Source organism: Ferrovum myxofaciens, assembly GCF_013181415.1.
Lineage (GTDB): Bacteria > Pseudomonadota > Gammaproteobacteria > Burkholderiales > Ferrovaceae > Ferrovum > Ferrovum myxofaciens.
Map to the genome: position 1 here is coordinate 2,614,152 of NZ_CP053676.1, position 17,832 is coordinate 2,631,983.

17 protein-coding genes and 2 tRNA genes are annotated in these 17,832 nt (G+C 54.9%); 7 read left to right on the forward strand and 12 right to left on the reverse strand.

What is annotated here, in order from left to right:
- The first annotated feature begins 193 nt into the window (after positions 1-193).
- The 5 genes from HO274_RS13025 to HO274_RS13045 all read left to right on the forward strand — a co-directional run bounded on the left by HO274_RS13025 (position 194) and on the right by HO274_RS13045 (position 5,265).
- The gene (locus HO274_RS13025; protein WP_273120335.1) at positions 194-844 is read left to right on the forward strand and encodes an OmpW/AlkL family protein; all 651 of its coding nucleotides are present in this window, start codon (positions 194-196) and stop codon (positions 842-844) included.
- 211 nt (positions 845-1,055) lie between these two features.
- On the forward strand, positions 1,056-2,450 hold the full coding sequence (gene hemN, locus HO274_RS13030; protein ID WP_420537415.1) for an oxygen-independent coproporphyrinogen III oxidase: 1,395 nt from the start codon (positions 1,056-1,058) through the stop codon (positions 2,448-2,450).
- 488 nt (positions 2,451-2,938) lie between these two features.
- Positions 2,939-4,330: a group II intron reverse transcriptase/maturase gene (gene ltrA / locus HO274_RS13035; protein WP_273120338.1), complete on the forward strand. Its 1,392-nt coding sequence runs from the start codon at positions 2,939-2,941 to the stop codon at positions 4,328-4,330.
- 221 nt (positions 4,331-4,551) lie between these two features.
- Positions 4,552-4,836 carry a hypothetical protein gene (locus HO274_RS13040; protein WP_273120340.1) on the forward strand — a complete coding sequence of 95 codons (285 nt, stop codon included), beginning with the start codon at positions 4,552-4,554 and terminating at the stop codon, positions 4,834-4,836.
- A gap of 90 nt (positions 4,837-4,926) precedes the next feature.
- A complete protein-coding gene (locus HO274_RS13045) occupies positions 4,927-5,265 on the forward strand; it encodes a P-II family nitrogen regulator (protein ID WP_031595733.1) in 339 nt (112 codons plus the stop codon).
- Between the two features lie 51 nt (positions 5,266-5,316).
- On the opposite strand, the gene HO274_RS13050 is transcribed toward HO274_RS13045, so the two are convergent.
- The 9 genes from HO274_RS13050 to trxB form a co-directional block, all read right to left on the reverse strand.
- The gene (locus HO274_RS13050) at positions 5,317-6,471 is read right to left on the reverse strand and encodes a 5-(carboxyamino)imidazole ribonucleotide synthase (protein WP_273120342.1); all 1,155 of its coding nucleotides are present in this window, start codon (positions 6,469-6,471) and stop codon (positions 5,317-5,319) included.
- Positions 6,468-6,965, reverse strand: a complete 498-nt coding sequence (purE, locus tag HO274_RS13055; protein ID WP_031595737.1) for a 5-(carboxyamino)imidazole ribonucleotide mutase — start codon at positions 6,963-6,965, stop codon at positions 6,468-6,470. Before purE ends, HO274_RS13050 begins: the two co-directional genes overlap by 4 nt.
- Before the next feature lie 5 nt (positions 6,966-6,970).
- Complete coding sequence (locus tag HO274_RS13060; RefSeq protein ID WP_051861894.1) at positions 6,971-8,014, reverse strand: bifunctional UDP-4-keto-pentose/UDP-xylose synthase; 1,044 nt, start codon at positions 8,012-8,014, stop codon at positions 6,971-6,973.
- 110 nt (positions 8,015-8,124) lie between these two features.
- Positions 8,125-9,054: a formyltransferase gene (locus tag HO274_RS13065; RefSeq protein ID WP_273120345.1), complete on the reverse strand. Its 930-nt coding sequence runs from the start codon at positions 9,052-9,054 to the stop codon at positions 8,125-8,127.
- Positions 9,047-10,012 carry a glycosyltransferase gene (locus HO274_RS13070; protein WP_035417009.1) on the reverse strand — a complete coding sequence of 322 codons (966 nt, stop codon included), beginning with the start codon at positions 10,010-10,012 and terminating at the stop codon, positions 9,047-9,049. The genes HO274_RS13065 and HO274_RS13070 overlap by 8 nt, the downstream gene beginning before the upstream one ends.
- Positions 10,009-11,148 (reverse strand): DegT/DnrJ/EryC1/StrS family aminotransferase, encoded by a 1,140-nt coding sequence (locus tag HO274_RS13075; protein WP_273120347.1) that lies wholly within the window; start codon positions 11,146-11,148, stop codon positions 10,009-10,011. The genes HO274_RS13070 and HO274_RS13075 overlap by 4 nt, the downstream gene beginning before the upstream one ends.
- The gene (locus HO274_RS13080; protein WP_031595745.1) at positions 11,135-11,506 is read right to left on the reverse strand and encodes an SMR family transporter; all 372 of its coding nucleotides are present in this window, start codon (positions 11,504-11,506) and stop codon (positions 11,135-11,137) included. Before HO274_RS13080 ends, HO274_RS13075 begins: the two co-directional genes overlap by 14 nt.
- On the reverse strand, positions 11,503-13,155 hold the full coding sequence (locus HO274_RS13085) for a glycosyltransferase family 39 protein (protein WP_273120349.1): 1,653 nt from the start codon (positions 13,153-13,155) through the stop codon (positions 11,503-11,505). The genes HO274_RS13080 and HO274_RS13085 overlap by 4 nt, the downstream gene beginning before the upstream one ends.
- 9 nt (positions 13,156-13,164) lie before the next feature.
- Positions 13,165-14,127 (reverse strand): thioredoxin-disulfide reductase, encoded by a 963-nt coding sequence (gene trxB, locus HO274_RS13090; RefSeq protein ID WP_031595747.1) that lies wholly within the window; start codon positions 14,125-14,127, stop codon positions 13,165-13,167.
- Between the two features lie 94 nt (positions 14,128-14,221).
- Here trxB and HO274_RS13095 point away from each other — a divergent pair, with 94 nt between their 5' ends.
- Entirely contained in the window at positions 14,222-16,564 is a 2,343-nt protein-coding gene (locus HO274_RS13095) for a DNA translocase FtsK (protein WP_051861899.1), read from the forward strand.
- The gene (gene lolA / locus HO274_RS13100) at positions 16,561-17,181 is read left to right on the forward strand and encodes an outer membrane lipoprotein periplasmic chaperone LolA (RefSeq protein WP_031595750.1); all 621 of its coding nucleotides are present in this window, start codon (positions 16,561-16,563) and stop codon (positions 17,179-17,181) included. Before HO274_RS13095 ends, lolA begins: the two co-directional genes overlap by 4 nt.
- A gap of 3 nt (positions 17,182-17,184) precedes the next feature.
- On the opposite strand, the gene HO274_RS13105 is transcribed toward lolA, so the two are convergent.
- The 3 genes from HO274_RS13105 to HO274_RS13115 all read right to left on the reverse strand — a co-directional run bounded on the left by HO274_RS13105 (position 17,185) and on the right by HO274_RS13115 (position 17,831).
- Positions 17,185-17,261 (reverse strand) — tRNA-Arg (locus HO274_RS13105).
- Positions 17,262-17,281: 20 nt separating this feature from the next.
- A tRNA-Pro gene (locus HO274_RS13110) sits at positions 17,282-17,358 on the reverse strand.
- 62 nt (positions 17,359-17,420) lie between these two features.
- A complete protein-coding gene (locus HO274_RS13115) occupies positions 17,421-17,831 on the reverse strand; it encodes a dihydroneopterin aldolase (protein WP_031595751.1) in 411 nt (136 codons plus the stop codon).
- Position 17,832 lies beyond the last annotated feature (1 nt).

Genomic DNA, 17,832 nt, shown 5'->3' on the forward strand with positions numbered 1-17,832 from the left:
TTTCATTGGTCGGCGGTTTGTTGTGTAAATGCAACAATATTTCTCGGGATTGTGACGGTCCTGTGACTAATTGTTTCATTCAAGATTGATTTGCATCAGAATGCGTCCCTGTGTCCTGCGCTACCATGCATGTGCAGGACTTGGAACTGCATAAAAATCATGCCTGTCATACAACGTACTTAGGAGGGGAGTAATGAAATTTTCGACCAAAAAAACTCTGGTGGCGACCATCGCCTTGGCCGCTTTGACCGGTCCATTCGCTGCGTCCAGCGCCTTTGCTGATGATAGTGAGCCCAGTCCCTGGCTCGTTCGGGTTCGGATGCTGGAAGTGCAGACTCAGCAAGGCAACGATGCTAATGCTGCCGCAGGTGTTGGAGCCGATTCGATCAAGGCGGCCAATCGTAGCCAGCCGGAAGTCGATGTCTCCTACTTCTTTACCCATAACATTTCTGCGGAATTGGTGGCTTCCTACCCGCTGAGCCATCAGGTACAACTGAATGGTAAGTACATTGGAGGATTCCAGGAGTTGCCCCCTATTTTGAACTTGCAATACCACTTCGACGGGATGGGAAACTTTGTACCCTACGTGGGAGCGGGCGTGATGTACATGAGAACCATGAACACATCGCTGGATGGTGGGGCACTGGGCCTGCAACAGAATAACTGGGGTGAAGACGTTCAGTTGGGCGCAGATTACAAACTGGATAACCACTGGTTGTTGAACGCGGATATCAAGAAAACCTGGGTTAGCGTGGGATTGGATTCTGCTGCCACTGGTGGCACGCTTTTACAACTCCATCCGGATCCCTATATCTTTGGTGTGGGGGTTGGCTACCGTTTCTAACATAGTCCTCTAGCCGGCTTTCCCCCTCCGCCGGCGAACTTTCGCCACCGTGGCGTAATTTTGCGGTGGCGCTTTCCTTGTCTGGCGGGGGGTTACGGCTCGGTTAACCCGAGCCGTTCGTATTTTCGGGATCCCGGGGGTAACGTACCAAAAGTTGATTTTCGTCAACATTTGAGGGATTGGCTGGGGAGATAATGCACCCATGGACCGTATGAAACCCACCTCCGAGTTTGTCGTTTCCCCTGAATTGGTGGAGCGTTTCGATATTCCGGGGCCGCGGTACACTTCTTATCCGACGGCGGATCGTTTTCTGCCCGACGGGTGGGGTGCGCACCTAGCCCATGCCTTGGGAAGTCGTGCAAGGACGTTGGGTCATGCGCCGCTTTCCCTGTATGTCCATTTGCCTTTCTGTGCCTCGGTTTGCTACTACTGTGCCTGTAACAAGGTAATCACCAAGGATCACGGGAAGGTTTCGGAATATCTTCGTTATCTTGAACAGGAAATGGATTTGGTGGCACCCTTGATCGGTGCAGGTCATCGCCAAGTGGCCCAGTTGCATCTGGGTGGGGGATCTCCCACCTTTCTGGATGATGATGAACTGACCCAATTGATGAGTCTGCTGGCTCAGCGTTTTGAACTTCTTCCGGACATGGAACGTTCCATCGAAATCGATCCGCGTACGGTTACGCCGAAACGACTGGCACATTTGCGTACTCTGGGCTTCAATCGGGTGAGTTTCGGGGTGCAGGATTTTGATCCTCGCGTCCAGAAAGCCGTCCACCGTGTTCAGCCCTTTGAGCAGGTTCAGTCACTGGTGGAGGAAGTGCGGCGTTTGAGATTCGATTCCATCAACCTGGATCTTATCTATGGGTTACCCTACCAGACGCTGGAATCTTTCCAGAAGACTGTGGATCAGGTATTGACCATCCAGCCGGATCGTATTGCTCTTTACGCCTACGCTCATTTACCTGCTCGTTTCAAACCGCAACGGCGCATCGATGCGGAGACTTTGCCGGCAGTGGCCACCAAAGTGCAGATGATGGATCAGGCAATTCACGCCTTTATGGCCCATGGTTATGATTATATCGGGATGGACCATTTTGCCCTGCCCGAGGACCAACTGGCCAAGGTTAAACGGGATGGACGGTTGCAACGGAATTTTCAGGGATATCATACCCATGCGGGGGCGGATCTGTTGGGATTCGGAGTATCTGCCATCAGCCAGGTGGGGGCAGCCTACAGTCAGTCCGTTAAGACTCTGGAGGCCTATTATGCGGCTCTGGATGCAGGAAAATTCCCCGTGGAGCGAGGCTTGACACTGGAATCCGATGATCTTCTGCGGCGCGAAGTCATCATGTCCTTGATGTGTCAAGGGCGTATTGCTTTTGAGACCATTGAGCAAAATTACGGAATCGACTTTGCAACCTATTTCCAGGATGCGCTGGAGCGGTTGCAGGAATTTGAACATGAGGGCCTTTTGACCCGTACGTTGGCGGGTTTGGAGGTCAGTAAAGCCGGGTGGTTCTTCGTGCGTCCCATGGCCATGAGTTTTGATAAATATCTCTGGTTGCATCAGGATCATCAACGTTTCTCGAAAGTGTTGTAGCAGTCTCCTAAAGTGGTCTTCGCCGCCCCCAGTCCTCTGTGGGCGGCTTTTTCTTGTGCGCCCGGCAGGGCGCACTTACTTGGAGGTGAAAGTCCTCTACTCGCCCGACAAGGGGAAGAGTTAGCTGAACGGCAAGGGTGTTCTGGGTGACTGGAAATCTGGAGGAAGCCGAAGGCAAAGCGCTGGCCTGACGAACAGGAAGCGGATATGAGGCGACGTTGTGGGGTGAGGCGGCAAGGATCGCCAAAGCCCAAAACTTGTACGGAACACAACGGCGTAAATCCGACAGGCATAAGCGTGAAGGTGGGTGCGTTATACCCGGGGAGATCTGCATGCGTGCCTTGTGCTACCGACATCGAGAGGTGTTGGGATGCGCATGCAGAAGTCAGCAGAGGGCATAGTAGGTCAAGGACGAGGCGGCACGGACCGAGAAGATGCCTGACTGAAGGCCTGAACATTGAACAACGCGATTAGGACATTCGACCTCGATGCAAATCGATGAAGCCACAAAGCAGGGAACTGATACCCGAACGGAGCGAGACGAACGGATTTCGTCAATGGCCGGGCTGGGTGCTGAGATGGGCACGGCGGCGGATGGGCAAACGAAAGCGGAAGGACTGCGGCTGATGGATGCCGTGGTCGAACGTAGTAACCTCTGGCGAGCGTATGAGCGGGTCATGCGAAATAAGGGCGCGGCAGGAGTCGATGGACTCACTGTGTTCGAGTTCAAAGCATGGCTGCAACAGCACTGGCCAAGCATCAAGGCAGCACTTCTGGCGGGCGACTACATGCCGGCGGTGATTCGCAAAGTGGACATACCCAAGCCAAATGGCGGGGTGCGTACGCTGGGCATCCCGACGGTGTTAGACCGCTTGATCCAGCAAGCGCTGCTGCAAGTTCTGCAACCGGAATTCGAGCCTGAATTCTCCGAGCACAGTTATGGGTTCCGACCGGGCCGCAATGCATGGCAAGCGGTGCAACGAGCGCAGAACTATATCGGGGATGGCCGCCGTTGGGTGGTTGACCTCGATTTGGAGAAATTCTTTGACCGGGTGAACCACGACATTTTGATGTCACGGATCGCGCGGCAAGTCAAAGATGATCGGGTACTGAAACTGATCCGGCGTTACTTGGAAGCGGGCATGATGTCAGAGGGAATTGTCAGCGCGAGAACAGAAGGGACGCCGCAAGGCGGGCCATTGTCGCCCCTGCTGTCGAATATTCTGCTGACGGATTTGGATCGCGAACTGGAACATCGGGGACACAGATTCTGTCGTTATGCGGATGACTGCAATATTTACGTCAAAAGCAAAGTGGCAGGACAGCACGCGATGGAGGCAATCACCGATTACTTGGAGAAGAAATTAAAACTTCAGGTGAATCGGGACAAGAGCGCCGTCGCGCGGCCTTGGCAGCGGAAGTTTCTGGGTTACAGTGTCACTTGGCACAAGCGGGCACGTCTTAAAATCGCCGACAGCAGTTTGAAGCGGTTCAAAGACAAGGTGCGTGAGATCATTGTCGGAAATGCCTCGCGCAATCTCGGCAAAACGGTCGAAGCGCTCAACCCGGTGCTGCGTGGCTGGACATCGTACTTTCGACTGACCGAGGTAAAAGGTGTGTTGCAGGAACTGGACGGATGGATTCGGCGCAAACTGCGCTGCCTGCTATGGCGGCAATGGAAGCGACCGGCCACTCGGAATAAGCGATTACAAACGCGAGGTCTGGATGAGACGCGTGCGTGGAAATCGGCAAGCAACGGGCGTGGCCCTTGGTGGAACGCCGGAGCAAGCCACATGAACGCGGCTTATCCAAAATGCTTCTTTGATGAAATGGGGTTGGTTTCGTTGCTGGACACACAGCAACGCTTTCAGCGTGTTTAATGAACCGCCGTATGCGGAACCGCACGTACGGTGGTGTGAGAGGGCGACGGGGGTAACTCCGTCCCCTACTCGATGTGCGGTATTAATGCGGAGGAATATTTCGAGGCAATGCTTTTGAATATGGTTATCATTCACGGAATCTTCATCAGCGTTACTCTGGATTGTAACAATTTGTAACGACAATACCCCCCAAGGGAAAAGTTTTTAAAGGGGGAAGTATTGTGATAAAACCAAAATTTAAACGACGTGCCGTTCACCAAGCGGTGATCTCTGTATTATCCTTGTTGGGGACCTTGCCCGCCTTGGCCGATTCTCAGGCCATGGACCTTGGGACGGTGTCTGCCACGGGTGGAGGAGAAGATCCCTCCATCCCGTCTGTGACGGGCAAAGGCACGGCGACTTATGAGGCTCCAGGCAGCATGTCCATCAATGCCACGGAACCAGTCTTCAATATCAATCAGCATTATTTGGTGCTATGCCCCCCATTGTGCAATCGGGGGGCATAGCATACATCACCTATTTTCTGAAGATATTTTATAAAAATTTAGTCAAAGACTGCTAAACTACTTCGAACAATGAATTCGTCGGAGTATGTTATGAAATTGATTACGGCCATCGTCAAACCCTTCAAACTTGATGAAGTCAGAGAAGCACTTTCTGAAGTGGGCGTATCTGGTCTGACTGTTACAGAGGTCAAGGGCTTTGGGCGCCAGAAAGGGCACACGGAGTTGTACCGGGGTGCGGAATATATTGTGGATTTTTTGCCCAAGGTCAAGATTGAGGTGGTTGTGACCGATATGCTGGTGGACAAGGTAGTGGAGGCAGTGATCCATTCCGCCCGTACCGGTAAAATTGGCGATGGTAAGATCTTCGTCATCGATGTGGAGCAGGCCGTACGGATCCGCACGGGAGAACAGGGGGAGGATGCCGTTTGACCTCCTCTCTTTCTTCTAAAGGGTGAAAATTTTCTATGCAACTGACCGATTTTATACGGCGACTGAACAGGAAGCCGTTGTGGTCAGCGCATTTTTGAGGCGCAGCGCGCGCTCCAGTGCTTCATTGGCACTGGGACCCAACACCGTGATGTGTCCCATCTTTCGTCCTGGGCGGGGTTTTTCCTTGCCGTAGAGATGTAATTTGGCTTCTGGTTCCTGAAAAACCAAGGTCCAGGGGGGCGTTCCTTCCTGCCATAAATCTCCCAGCAGGTTGATCATGGCTGCAGGTCTCAACTGTTCGGTGCTACCCAGGGGAAGATCACAGAGTACCCGGACCTGTTGCTCAAATTGACTGGTGATACAGGCATCGAGGGTGTAATGTCCGCTGTTGTGAGGGCGCGGCGCTATTTCATTGACCAGGATCTGGTCAATCCCCGTTACAAAAAATTCTACTGCCATGACTCCCACATACTCCAGTCGTTCCGCAATTTCACTGGCCATTTTTCGTGCTCGGGCGGCCAGTTCGTCGCGAATACGGGCAGGCGCAATGGTGATATCCAGAATTCCTTGATGATGACGATTTTCAGCCACTGGCCAGTGGCTGATTTCACCGGCGGAAGTTCGGGCCAGAATGACCGATATTTCCAAACGAAGCGGGACGATTTCTTCCAGAATACAAGGCAGGAGATCGGAATTATGGCTCAGGATCTCCTGAACTTCTTCTGCCGATTCCACACGAACCTGGCCTTTCCCGTCGTACCCAAACCGTGCGGTTTTGATCAAGGCGGGAAATTTGATCTGGGCCAGTGCGTTAACACAGGATTCCCGGTTGGGGATAAGCGCAAAAGTACCTACGGGGAAGCCTTCGTTGCGCAGGAAGGTCTTTTCCAGGATGCGATCCTGAGCTATCGATACGGCGCGTGCTCCCGGGCGGACAATCACCTGGCTGGCCAGAGCGGACAGGGTCTCGGCGGGTACATTTTCAAATTCGGTGGTGACGGCTCGACAGGAATCTGCCAGCAGTTTCAGAGCCGTGGCATCATCGAAGGCCGCGCACAGATGACGGGTGGCAAAATGCGCTGCCGGAGCGTCCGGGTCGGGGTCCAATACCCAAACATCAAATCCCATGGTGCGGGCAGCCGAGGTGAACATTCTCCCCAATTGCCCACCACCCAGCAAACCCAAGGTCCGATTGCGTCGACTCATGGGGCGGGCGGCAGATGCATGGCGGTGACCTGTGCAACCAACTCGGCGCGATAGGCGTTCAAACGCCCGGTCAGGTGCGGGTGCTGTGCAGCCAACAAACTGACCGCAAAAAGAGCGGCATTGGCGGCACCAGCAGCACCTACCGCAAAGGTGGCCACCGGAATTCCCTTGGGCATCTGTACGATGGACAGAAGAGAGTCTTGCCCTTGAAAATAGGGGGTAGGTACGGGAACGCCCAAGACGGGCAAGGTGGTCTTGGAGGCCAGCATGCCTGGCAAATGGGCGGCTCCGCCCGCCCCTGCAATCAGACAGTTCAGGCCGCGGTCACGGGCTTCTTCCGCGTAGCGAAACATACGGTCGGGCGTGCGATGGGCTGAAATCACCTGTGCCTCGAAGGGTACTTCGAAACGAGTCAGCATTTGGGCGGCCTCTTCCATCACCGTCCAGTCTGACTGGCTTCCCATGACCAGTCCTACCCAAGGCGTTGCCGACATCAACGTCAGTCCACCAATCCGCGTGCTTCTGCCACTTGGCCGCGGTAAGCATCATAGATGCGGCGCAGTGCGTCCATCATGCCGACTTCAGGCGCCCAGTTCAATTCTTCACAGGTATTGGTGATCTTGGGGACGCGATTCTGGACATCCTGATACCCCTTGCCGTAATAGGTGTCGGCGGTGGTTTCCACCAGTTTGACCTGTTGTGCGGTGGTGCGGTATTCGGGGTATTCCATCGCCAAATCCAGCATCATTTGTGCCAGTTCCCTGACCGAGTAGTTGTTGCTCGGATTGCCCACGTTGTAGATTTTTCCCGTCGCCACACCTTGAGGGTTTTCGATAATTTTCATGAGCGCAGAGACGCCATCGTCGATATAGGTGAAGGCCCGTTTCTGGGTACCTCCATCCACCAACTGGATATTCTCTCCTCGTACGATATGTCCAAAGAACTGGGTGATGACCCGTGAACTGCCTTCCTTGGGCGTGTGGATGCTGTCCAGTCCGGAACCGATCCAGTTGAAGGGACGGAACAGAGTGAAGTCCAGTCCTTCCTGCATGCCGTAGCCCCAGATCACCCGGTCCATCAACTGTTTGCTGCAGGAATAGATCCAGCGCTGTTTTTCAATGGGGCCCAGGATCAATTCGGATTGGTCGGGGTCGAATTCGCTATCCCGACACATGCCATAGACTTCCGAGGTCGAAGGGAAAAGGATTCGTTTGCCATACTTGACACAACTGCGCACGATGGGCAGGTTGGCTTCGAAATCCAGTTCAAAAACCCGCAAAGGTTGCTGAACATAGGTAGCGGGGGTGGCAATGGCCACCAGAGGGAGTACTACATCACACTTCTTAATATGGTACTCGATCCACTCCTTGTTAATGGTGATATCCCCTTCGAAGAAGTGAAAGCGTGGGTGGTCCAACAGATCCTTGACGCGTTCGCTCTGCATATCCATTCCGTACACCGACCAGTCGGTGGTGGACAGGATGCGCTGGCTGAGGTGGTGACCGATGAAGCCATTGACGCCAAGGATGAGGATTTTTTTCATGGGGGTTCCGTTGTTCAAATATAAAAATTAGGCATCTAAATTTTGACTGTTTTCAGAATCCCGCCATTATACGGTAAGGCTTCATTCCAATAAACGGGGAAAGGCGTATTTTAAGGGCTTTTTGTTGCGGGCCAAGGATCCGGTACGCAGCCTTGGGGAAACGTGGCCTTGAATTGCGCTGTGTTCAGACCTTGCCCCCGCCATTCTGCTTGTAACAGGTAGAGGGGTTGCCCATCCCCGCCCTGAGTCCTTGCCAGGGCATCCGGGTGGGGATGAAGACTGGTCTTAAGAACGCGCAGGGGTTGCCCGTTTACCAGGGTAAAGGCTCCGGGATAGGGAGGGGCCACGCCTCGCACCAGATTATGAATGGCCTGGGCAGGTTGGCTCCAGTCGATTTTTCCATCTTCGGGGCGGCGTCCACCACAGTAATTTCCCTGGGACAAATCCTGCCGATGATGCACGGCTTTTCCTGCCAGCAGAGCGGGAAGCACTCGAGAAAGAGCCCGTTCGCCCGCCTCGATGACGCGCAGGAAAACATCATGAGCCGTGTCGTCCGGACCGATGGGCACTTTTTCCTGGGCGATGATATCGCCTTGGTCTGGTTTGAGAGTCATGACATGCAGGGTGGCACCAGTTTCCGTTTCGCCACAAATGACCGCCCAATTCACCGGAACCCGTCCCCGGTACCGGGGCAGAAGCGAACCATGCAGGTTATAGGCGCCGCGTTTGGGCAGAGCGAGCAAGTCGGCGCCCAGCATCTGTCGATAATAGAAAGAGAAAAAGAAATCCGTATGAAGGGCGGCAATTCGCTCCACCAGAGCGGGATCATTGGGGTTTGGGGGGGTAAGGGTAGGAATGCCCTGGTGAGATGCCCATTCGGCCACACTATCAAACCAGCGATTTTCAGTTGGGTCATCCGGGTGGGTCACGATCAAAGCAATATCCAGGCCGGAACGATGGAGCACCTGGAGGCAACGTACCCCCACTGAATGGTAGGCAAACACCACAACACGTACCGGATTTTTGACTTTATCAGGCATCGCCAGATTCCTCCGGTGGCAAGGGGGCTTCCAGGATGCCCTGGATGAGGAAACGCGGACGATCGCGAACTTGCTGGTAGATGCGTCCGATGTATTCTCCCAACAGACCAATACCGAACAGCAGAATACCGATCAGGAAGAAGGTAAGGGCAAAAAGGGTGAAAACTCCTTCGGCTTCAGGACCGACGATGAGGCGGCGCAGAACCAGAAAAATGACAAACAAGGCGGATAACAGCGACAGACCCATGCCAAGCAAGGAAAAGAACTGGAGGGGCAGGATGGAAAACCCGGTGATTAGATCAAAATTAAGACGGATCAAACTATATAAGGAGTACTTGGATTCCCCCGCTGAACGTTCTTCATGCCCCACCACGATTTCCGTAGGGTTGGAGGAGAAACTGTAGGCCAGGGCAGGAATATAGGTGTTCACTTCACGACAGGAAACGATGGCCTGGATGATCCGCTGGTCGTAGGCCCGTAACATACAGCCCTGATCGGTCATGTGGATATGAGTGACCTTTTCACGCAGGCGATTCATCAGGCGCGAAGCCCAATGGCGCCAGGCACTGTCTTCCCGGGTGCGGCGGATGGTTCCGACATAATCATGGCCTTGATTCATGGCGGCAAGAAGATTGACGATTTCTTCTGGAGGATTTTGCAAGTCGGCATCCAGAGTGATCACCCGCTTGCCCCGACAATGTTCAAACCCTGCCATGATGGCCATGTGTTGCCCATAGTTACCGTTGAAGAGGATGACGCGGGTCACCTCGGGGCGCAATTGGAATTGCTCGCGCAACAGGGCAGCGGAGCGGTCGCGACTGCCATCATTGATGAAGAGTATTTCGTAAGGGATTTGCAGGGCATCGAGGGCTGGATAGAGACGGTCGAAGAGCAGGTGCAATCCGGTTTCTTCGTTATAGACCGGAATGACGACGGAAAGGGCAGGTTTTTGATTCATCGGGCAGCCTGTTTCAGGATTTTTTCCAGGGTTGCGCAGACCCGGTCTACCTCCTCCAAGGTAAGGGTGGGATAGAGGGGGAGGGTCAGGGTTGTGCGTGCGATGCGCTCGGCATGGGGAAAATCTCCCGCCTGGTATCCCAGAGCTGAATAGCGGGTGGTCAGATGCAAGGCTTCATAGGAGATTCCGCTACCGATGCCTTCCTGATGCAAAGCGTCCATGATTTCCTTGCGGCTCCAGCGCAACTGCTCGATGGGCAGGAGGGGGGCAAAGAAATTCCAACTGTGTCCCTCGTCTCCCCGAAAAGGCAGTTCACAGGGTGGATCGGTGTGCAGACGTTCAAAATAGCGGGCGACCAAGGCATGACGGCGGGCGATGAATTCCTCGAGACGGGCCAGTTGCATCAACCCGAGGCGCGCATTGACATCGGGCAAGTTGGATTTGCTGCCGGTGACCACGACGTCGCGGGTCCCGTCGGGCAGGCGGACAATGCCGTGGAAGCGCAGACGCTCGGCGGTGCGCGCCTCTTCTTCGCTGGCAAAAATCAGTGCCCCTCCCTCGATGGTGGTGAGGGTTTTGTTGGGATGAAAACTGAAACTCACCATGTCCCCAAAACTGCCGATGAGTTTTCCTTTCCAGCGACTGCCAATGGCCAGGGCGGCATCTTCGATAACCCGTAGTCCATGTTCTTGGGCCAAGGCATAGAGGGGTTCCGGAGCCACCGGCCAACCGGCAAAATGGGTTGGCATAAGGGCACGGGTGCGGGGCGTAATGGCGGCTTCGGCAGCATTCAGATCCAGATTGCGGGTGATGGGGTCTACATCCACAAAGACGGGGGTGGCACCCGTGCGAGCTACTGCATTGGCACAGGCAAAAAAGGTCTGGGCAGGGATGATGACTTCATCGCCGGGGCCGATGCCCGCCGTTAGGACCGCTACCTCAAGGGCCGCCGTGGCCGAAGAAAAGACCCGGACCGGGCGTCCTCCGTGATACTCGGACAGGGCTTTTTCGAAAGCCAAAACCTGAGGCCCTGAAGTGATCCACAGGGAACGCAGGGTATCCCCGACGGCTTCCACCATGGATTCATCGATTGTGGGGCGGGCAAAGGGCAGATAGGGCAGGTTACGAGCGGACAATCAAATATACTCCTACGAGAATGACGGCAATGCCTGAAATCCGGCTACCTGTCAGAGTTTCTCCCAACAACGCCCACGCCGCCAGAGCATTGACCACGTAGCCAATGGACAACAGGGGGTAGGCCTGGGAAACAGGGACGCGTGAAAGTGCCAGAATCCATACCACCACACTGACGGCATAGCAGAACAGTCCCGCCAGAATGGGCCATTGAGTACAAATTTTGAGCGCAATGGGCCAGAGGTTCTCCCAGGTGAATGCAAACTGCCCCAACTGGTTGGTTCCTGCCTTAAGCAGCAACTGGGCCACGGCATTGAGTAGCACACCGGAAAGGATGAGAGAAAAACTGACTAGGCTCATGTTCGAGCCACTATAACACGGTGCGCATCCCGAAACAGAAGGTGCATGGGGAAACCCTGGTTTTTCATGACGTCGTACAAAGGTGGAGGAAGAATGGCCAAGGCCCCCAGATCCGAGGCCCAAAGCGGTTTGAACTTTTCCAGGGTAGGAATGAAGTGTTGGGGTTCCAGACTTAGACCAAAGGCCATTTCATCTTGATAAGCCACAGGAATGACGGTGCGTTGCAGATAAAAATCCAGCGTCTGATCGTAGGTGTTCACACTGTATAGATGGCTGGCCGCTGCGAATCGAGGGCCCAGACGGTGGGCGAGGGTGACCCCGGATTGAAAATCTGCCAGGGTGTTACTCCCGCTGAGCAGCAGTTGGGTGACGAGCAGCGTACCGATGGCGACAGTTTTCAAACTGTGGTCAGGCAGGGCACGCTGGCGGTGGGCCAGGTAGCCCAGAACCAGAGATAGTGCGGCAGCAGTGGCAATCCAGTAAGAAAAATTCTGGTAACCCGGAATCATGTCCGGGTCCATTCCCAACGACCAGCCCAAACTTTCAGGGAGGGTGGGGAACCTAAAAAGTAACGCAGTAACTCCGAAAAAAGCACCGCCCAGGGTCAGCAGAAGAGGGGGGCTAAGCGGGAAGGGGCCCGGGCGCAAACTGAGTTGGCGGGCGCTGAGCAGTACCAATGCCGGGAAGGCCGGGAGAATATAGTCGGGTAACTTGGAGCCGGACAAACTGAAGAAGACGACGACGAAGAGGGCATAAATGGCGAGAAATCGGGCGGGTGAGAAATGGCGACCATGGCTGCGAAGCAAGGTGTTTCCTGTGGCGCGCAGAGCCACCAGAGTCCAGGGGAAGAGACCTGCCAGCAAGATGGGGATAAAATACCAGACAGGTTCCACCCGTTGATGGAGAGTGGTGGTATACCGGTCAAACTGTTCGTGTATGAAAAAAAACCACAGAAACTCGGGGTGAACGCGACTGGCCAGCCAGAACCAGGGTAAGGTGAGCAATAAAAACAAGGGCAGGCCGGGAAATGGGTGAAGTTTTTTCCAGGGGCTCAGATCACGGGTGAATAGGGTGTAGAGCACTAAAGTACCGCCGGGGAGCGCCAAGGCCATGAGACCCTTGCTCATGAATCCGGCGGCGGTGGCACCCCAGGCTAGGGTCATCCAGAAGCGCGGAGAGGATTCCTGTTGGGCCAGCAGAAAACACCCCACCGCCAGAAACATCCAGACTGTAACCCCCATGTCGAGGGTGTTGATATGTCCCAGCGCGGTGTAATAGAAGGTTCCTGCCAGGAGTAGGGGCGCACGCCATCCGGCTTCCGTTCCGAAGAGGCGACGAGCAAAAAAAGCGCTGGCCAGGATTCCCAAAAAGCCGAGCAAACCGGTCCAAAGACGAGCAGCCAGTGGGGTAGGCCCCAGCAGGTCGATGCTGAATGCCGTAGCCCAGTATTGCAGGGGTGGTTTTTCATAGTAGGGAATGCCATTCAGGTGGGGGGTTACCCAATCTCCCGAAACGGCCATTTCCCTGCCGATTTCGGCATAGCGCCCTTCATCGGGCCGAGTGAGGGCGCGCGTCCCCAGTCCCAAGCTCCAGATCATCGCCAGCAGGATGACCCAGATGCCGCAGGTTTTGATCGGTTTGACGTTCAAGGGTGTGGCTTAGCCGGCATGGGCCAAACTTTCCAGATAGCGCTGGGCGTCAAGGGCAGCCATACATCCAGTGGCGGCGCTGGTGATGGCCTGACGGTAAACTGAATCCTGCACATCACCTGCCGCAAATACGCCGGGAATACTGGTTTCGGTAATGTTTCCGGTGCGACCCGTACGTGTGATCAGGTAGCCACCATCCATTTCCAGTTGGCCGACAAAGAGTTCCGTGTTGGGGCGGTGACCAATGGCGATGAACACGCCTTTGACCGTCAATTCTTCAGGGATTCCGGAGGAGGTATGGCGCAGACGTACTCCGGTGACTCCCGACTCATCTCCCAATACTTCATCGAGTACATGATCCCAGCGAATACTCAGGGTTCCCTGCGCCACTTTTTCCATGAGTCGATCCACCAGAATGGGTTCGGCACGAAGGCGGTCACGACGGTGAACAAGGGTGACGTGAGCGGCCAGATTGCTGAGATACAGCGCTTCTTCCACTGCCGTATTGCCTCCCCCGATCACGGCGACTGTCTCGCCCCGGTAGAAGAAACCATCACAGGTGGCGCAGCCTGATACGCCGCGTCCCATGAATGTTTGTTCCGAAGGTAGGCCCAGATAAAGTGCGGAAGCACCGGTGGCAATGATCAGCGCATCGCAGGTGTAAACTCCGTCATCCCCTTCCAGGACGAAGGGACGGGTGTTCAGGTCCGCCCGATGAATTTGGTCAAAGAGGATTTCGGTGTGAAAACGTTCGGCGTGGGCCTGAAAGCGTTGCATCAAATCCGGTCCCAGGACACCATGCACATCGGCAGGCCAGTTGTCCACCTCAGTGGTGGTCATCAACTGGCCTCCCTGAGCAATCCCGGTAATCAATACCGGTTGGAGGTTGGCGCGCGCAGCATAAACTGCCGCAGTATAACCGGCGGGGCCGGAGCCCAGGATCAGTAGACGTGAATGACGGCGTTTGGGCATGGTCTTCTCCCGTAATTAAATCAGCCCATGATTGTACCATCCTCCCTTCGATGACTCTTAATCGTTTCGAAGTCAGAAAGGCTATAATCAGCCCATGAGTGATTCTCCCCTTGCCCTGAAGTTGACCCGTCTGTTGTGCGAGGCCTTGTTGTTGCTGGTGGTATTGCTGGCACTTTATCTCGCTTTGTCCCTGTTGACCTATCATCGGACCGATCCAGGGTGGTCCCTGGGATCGGCGGTCAATCGCCCTGACTGGGAAGTCTCCATCTCCCATGTGGCCAACGCGGGTGGACGGGTGGGGGCTTGGTTGGCAGATTTTTTACTTTATCTGTTCGGGTTTTCAGCGGGTTGGTTCGTGGTCGTTCTGGGTTGGGTGGCCTGGCGAGGCTATCGTTATCTCAAACTCGAACCGAACTTCAGCGGGGCAAAAGAAACTGTGTCGCCGGTACCTCGGTACTGGTTCGTTCTGATGGGACTGGGGTTTCTGCTGATGGTGGTTTCCAGCGCAGGGCTGGAAGCCATGCGTCTGGCCGGAATGCATTTCGAGTTGCCTCTTCAGGCCATGGGCGAAGGGACCTGTAGTGGCGGTGGTGGCGTGCTGGGGTGCGAACTGGCCAGTTGGGCCATTCAGGGGGTCGGACTGAGTGGGGCGGTCATGTTTCTGCTGTTGGCATGGGCCCTGGGGTTTTCACTCATGACGGGGATTTCCTGGCTACACTTGGCGGAATCCTTGGGAGCGACCTGTGAAAATCTCTTCCGCCGCTTCAACTCGAAGCGCAGTGTGGCCATTGATCGGCGCGTGGGACGTCGAGCTGGTGAGCAACGCCAGACCTTGGTACAGGAAGCCCGCAAATTACAGGAAGATCACGAGCCTTTGCAGGTGTTGCCGGTCACTACCCAAATCGAGCCTTCCATGCAGGCGGTACGGGAACGTCAGGTGCCCCTGTTCAAGGATCTTCCCGATTCCACCCTGCCCCCCCTCAAACTCCTGGACGAGGCCAATTCTGTACGGGAATCGGTGAGCCAGGAATTGCTGGAATTCACGTCGCGCCAGATCGAACGAAAATTGGCGGATTTTAATGTCAGCGTGAAGGTATTGGCTGCCTTGCCTGGTCCTGTCATCACGCGCTACGAAATTGAACCGGCAGTGGGCGTCAAAGGGAGTCAGATCATCAATCTGGTGAAGGATCTGGCACGTGCTCTGACCGTCGGAAATATCCGGGTTGTGGAATCCATTCCGGGAAAGAATTGCATGGGTTTGGAAATACCCAATGCGCGGCGCGAAACCGTACGACTCTCTGAAATTTTAGGGGCAGCGGTCTATGGAGATATGGCTTCGCCCCTTACCTTGGCGCTGGGTAAGGACATTGCTGGCAATCCGGTGGTGGTGGATCTGGCCAAAATGCCCCATCTTTTGGTGGCGGGAACAACAGGGTCTGGAAAGTCCGTGGCCATCAATGCCATGATCCTGAGTTTGCTGTATAAAGCGACACCGCAGCAGGTTCGTCTGGTTCTGGTGGATCCCAAGATGTTGGAATTGTCGGTTTATGACGAGATTCCACATCTTTTGGCACCGGTGGTGGTAGACATGAAGGAAGCGGCCCATGCCTTGAACTGGTGTGTGGCAGAGATGGATCGTCGTTATAAACTTTTGTCACAATTGGGAGTGCGAAACCTTTCCAGTGCCAACCAAAAAATCAATGAGGCGTTCCACAAGGGACAACCACTCATGAATCCTTTATCTCTGACCCCAGATACTCCGGAGCCACTGGAACCGATGCCTTTCATCGTGGTGGTGATCGATGAATTGGCGGATCTGATGATGGTGGTGGGCAAGAAGGTGGAAGAATTGATTGCGCGGATTGCCCAGAAGGCACGGGCTGCGGGGATTCATCTGATCCTGGCGACCCAGCGTCCTTCGGTGGATGTGATTACTGGGCTGATTAAAGCCAATATCCCCACCCGTATCTCCTTTCAGGTCTCCAGTCGGGTAGACTCACGCACCATCCTCGACCAGATGGGTGCAGAAGCGTTGCTGGGTCAGGGAGACATGCTTTATATGCCCACAGGAGCCGGTTATCCGCACCGTTTGCACGGGGCTTTTGTGAGCGATGACGAGGTGCACCAAGTCGTGCATTATCTGAAGGCGCAGGGCAAACCGGCCTATGTGGAAGGAATGTTGCAAGGAATCGAGGAGGGCATGGATCCGGAAACGGCTCCAGGGCAGTCCACTGGAGAGCAGGATCCTCTGTATGACCAGGCCGTGGCATTGGTATTGGAAACGCGGCGAGCCTCGATTTCTCAAGTGCAGCGCCACTTGCGGATTGGTTATAACCGCGCGGCGCGCTTGATTGAAGATATGGAAAAAGCGGGTTTGGTGTCCAGTATGGCCACCAATGGCAGTCGGGATGTCTTGGTGGGAGGAGGGCGGGAATGAAGCAATGGAAACTGTGGTTCGGCGTAATTTTGTGGATGGGAAGTATGGGGTGGGCCAGCGCCTCCGGTCTCGACCGTCTGCATGCTTTTCTGCGCGACACGCGTCGGGGAGAGGCACAGTTCGAGCAGCGCAACCTCAAGGGACAGGGAGATACGGGAGGAACCGTCAGTCGGGGCGTCTTCCTGTTTTCGCGGCCGGGCAAGTTTCGTTGGGAGTATCGTAGTCCTTATCCACAGACCTTGGTGGCAGATGGTCAGACCCTCTGGATCTGGGATCCGGATTTGCAGCAGGTGACCCGAAAAAAAATGAGTCAGAGTTTGGGCAGTACTCCGGCCGCCTTACTGGCGGGGGATGATGCCTTGGAGAAAGGGTATGTGGTTACGGAGGGTGGGGAGAGCGAGGGGTTGGAATGGGTGATGGCCAAACCCAAAAGTACGGAATCAGGGTTTGAATGGGTCAAAATGGGATTTACGGATCAGGCGCTGGCGCGGATGGAGTTGAGGGATAGTTTTGGACATACCCTCAGCATCGTGTTTACTCAATTCGAGAAAGATCCAAAATTCACTCCGGATACTTTTCATTTCACTCCCCCTCCGGGTGCCGACGTCATTCAATAGGAATGGCGTGCCCGACAGGAATCGAACCTGTAACCCCCAGCTTAGAAGGCTGGTGCTCTATCCGATTGAGCTACGGGCACTCGCTCGGGTCGACTCTCTATGGTCGGGGTGGAGAGATTCGAACTCCCGACATCCTGGTCCCAAACCAGGCGCGCTACCAGACTACGCTACACCCCGAACCCGAGATTATCCTACAGGCCCCTGTTTTTTGTCAAGGATAGCGCTTTCTCGACCTTCCTTTATACGGCCCCAGGTCTGAGAGGCTGAGAACGCCGGATGGAAACAGACACCGTAGCCACTTCTGGCCACATCCGGTACTTCATTACCTTGATTTCGCAAACCCGGACTTCGGGATTACGCAAAAGGAGATCGGCGATTCGCTGGGCCAGCACTTCGATCAGCGTCACAGGTTCGGAGATGGCTTGCTTGATGGCATCATAAACGTGGTTGTAGTCGTAGCCAGAGAGCAATCCTTCCCGTGAATCTGCAATGTGGCAGAGGGTGTCGGGCACTTCAACACTCACCGTGAGAGAGACCTTCTGGGGTTTGCCTATTTCAAAGGCATTGATCCCGATTTCTAACTCGAGGTCAATGCCCTCCAGAACGAAACGGGTAAGAGAATCAGAAGAAAGGGGAGGGGTCAGGGGCATT

What these genes read in the sequence shown, in the direction of transcription:
- trxB (WP_031595747.1), bottom strand. Translation starts at nt 14,127, where the DNA reads ATGCCCAAACGCCGTCATTCACGTCTACTGATCCTGGGCTCCGGCCCC.
- HO274_RS13065 (WP_273120345.1), bottom strand. Translation starts at nt 9,054, where the DNA reads ATGCCTGATAAAGTCAAAAATCCGGTACGTGTTGTGGTGTTTGCCTAC.
- HO274_RS13025 (WP_273120335.1), top strand. Translation starts at nt 194, where the DNA reads ATGAAATTTTCGACCAAAAAAACTCTGGTGGCGACCATCGCCTTGGCC.
- ltrA (WP_273120338.1), top strand. Translation starts at nt 2,939, where the DNA reads ATGCAAATCGATGAAGCCACAAAGCAGGGAACTGATACCCGAACGGAG.
- purE (WP_031595737.1), bottom strand. Translation starts at nt 6,965, where the DNA reads ATGTCGGCAACGCCTTGGGTAGGACTGGTCATGGGAAGCCAGTCAGAC.
- HO274_RS13050 (WP_273120342.1), bottom strand. Translation starts at nt 6,471, where the DNA reads ATGAGTCGACGCAATCGGACCTTGGGTTTGCTGGGTGGTGGGCAATTG.
- hemN (WP_420537415.1), top strand. Translation starts at nt 1,056, where the DNA reads ATGAAACCCACCTCCGAGTTTGTCGTTTCCCCTGAATTGGTGGAGCGT.
- HO274_RS13045 (WP_031595733.1), top strand. Translation starts at nt 4,927, where the DNA reads ATGAAATTGATTACGGCCATCGTCAAACCCTTCAAACTTGATGAAGTC.
- HO274_RS13095 (WP_051861899.1), top strand. Translation starts at nt 14,222, where the DNA reads ATGAGTGATTCTCCCCTTGCCCTGAAGTTGACCCGTCTGTTGTGCGAG.
- lolA (WP_031595750.1), top strand. Translation starts at nt 16,561, where the DNA reads ATGAAGCAATGGAAACTGTGGTTCGGCGTAATTTTGTGGATGGGAAGT.
- HO274_RS13070 (WP_035417009.1), bottom strand. Translation starts at nt 10,012, where the DNA reads ATGAATCAAAAACCTGCCCTTTCCGTCGTCATTCCGGTCTATAACGAA.
- HO274_RS13060 (WP_051861894.1), bottom strand. Translation starts at nt 8,014, where the DNA reads ATGAAAAAAATCCTCATCCTTGGCGTCAATGGCTTCATCGGTCACCAC.
- HO274_RS13080 (WP_031595745.1), bottom strand. Translation starts at nt 11,506, where the DNA reads ATGAGCCTAGTCAGTTTTTCTCTCATCCTTTCCGGTGTGCTACTCAAT.
- HO274_RS13115 (WP_031595751.1), bottom strand. Translation starts at nt 17,831, where the DNA reads ATGCCCCTGACCCCTCCCCTTTCTTCTGATTCTCTTACCCGTTTCGTT.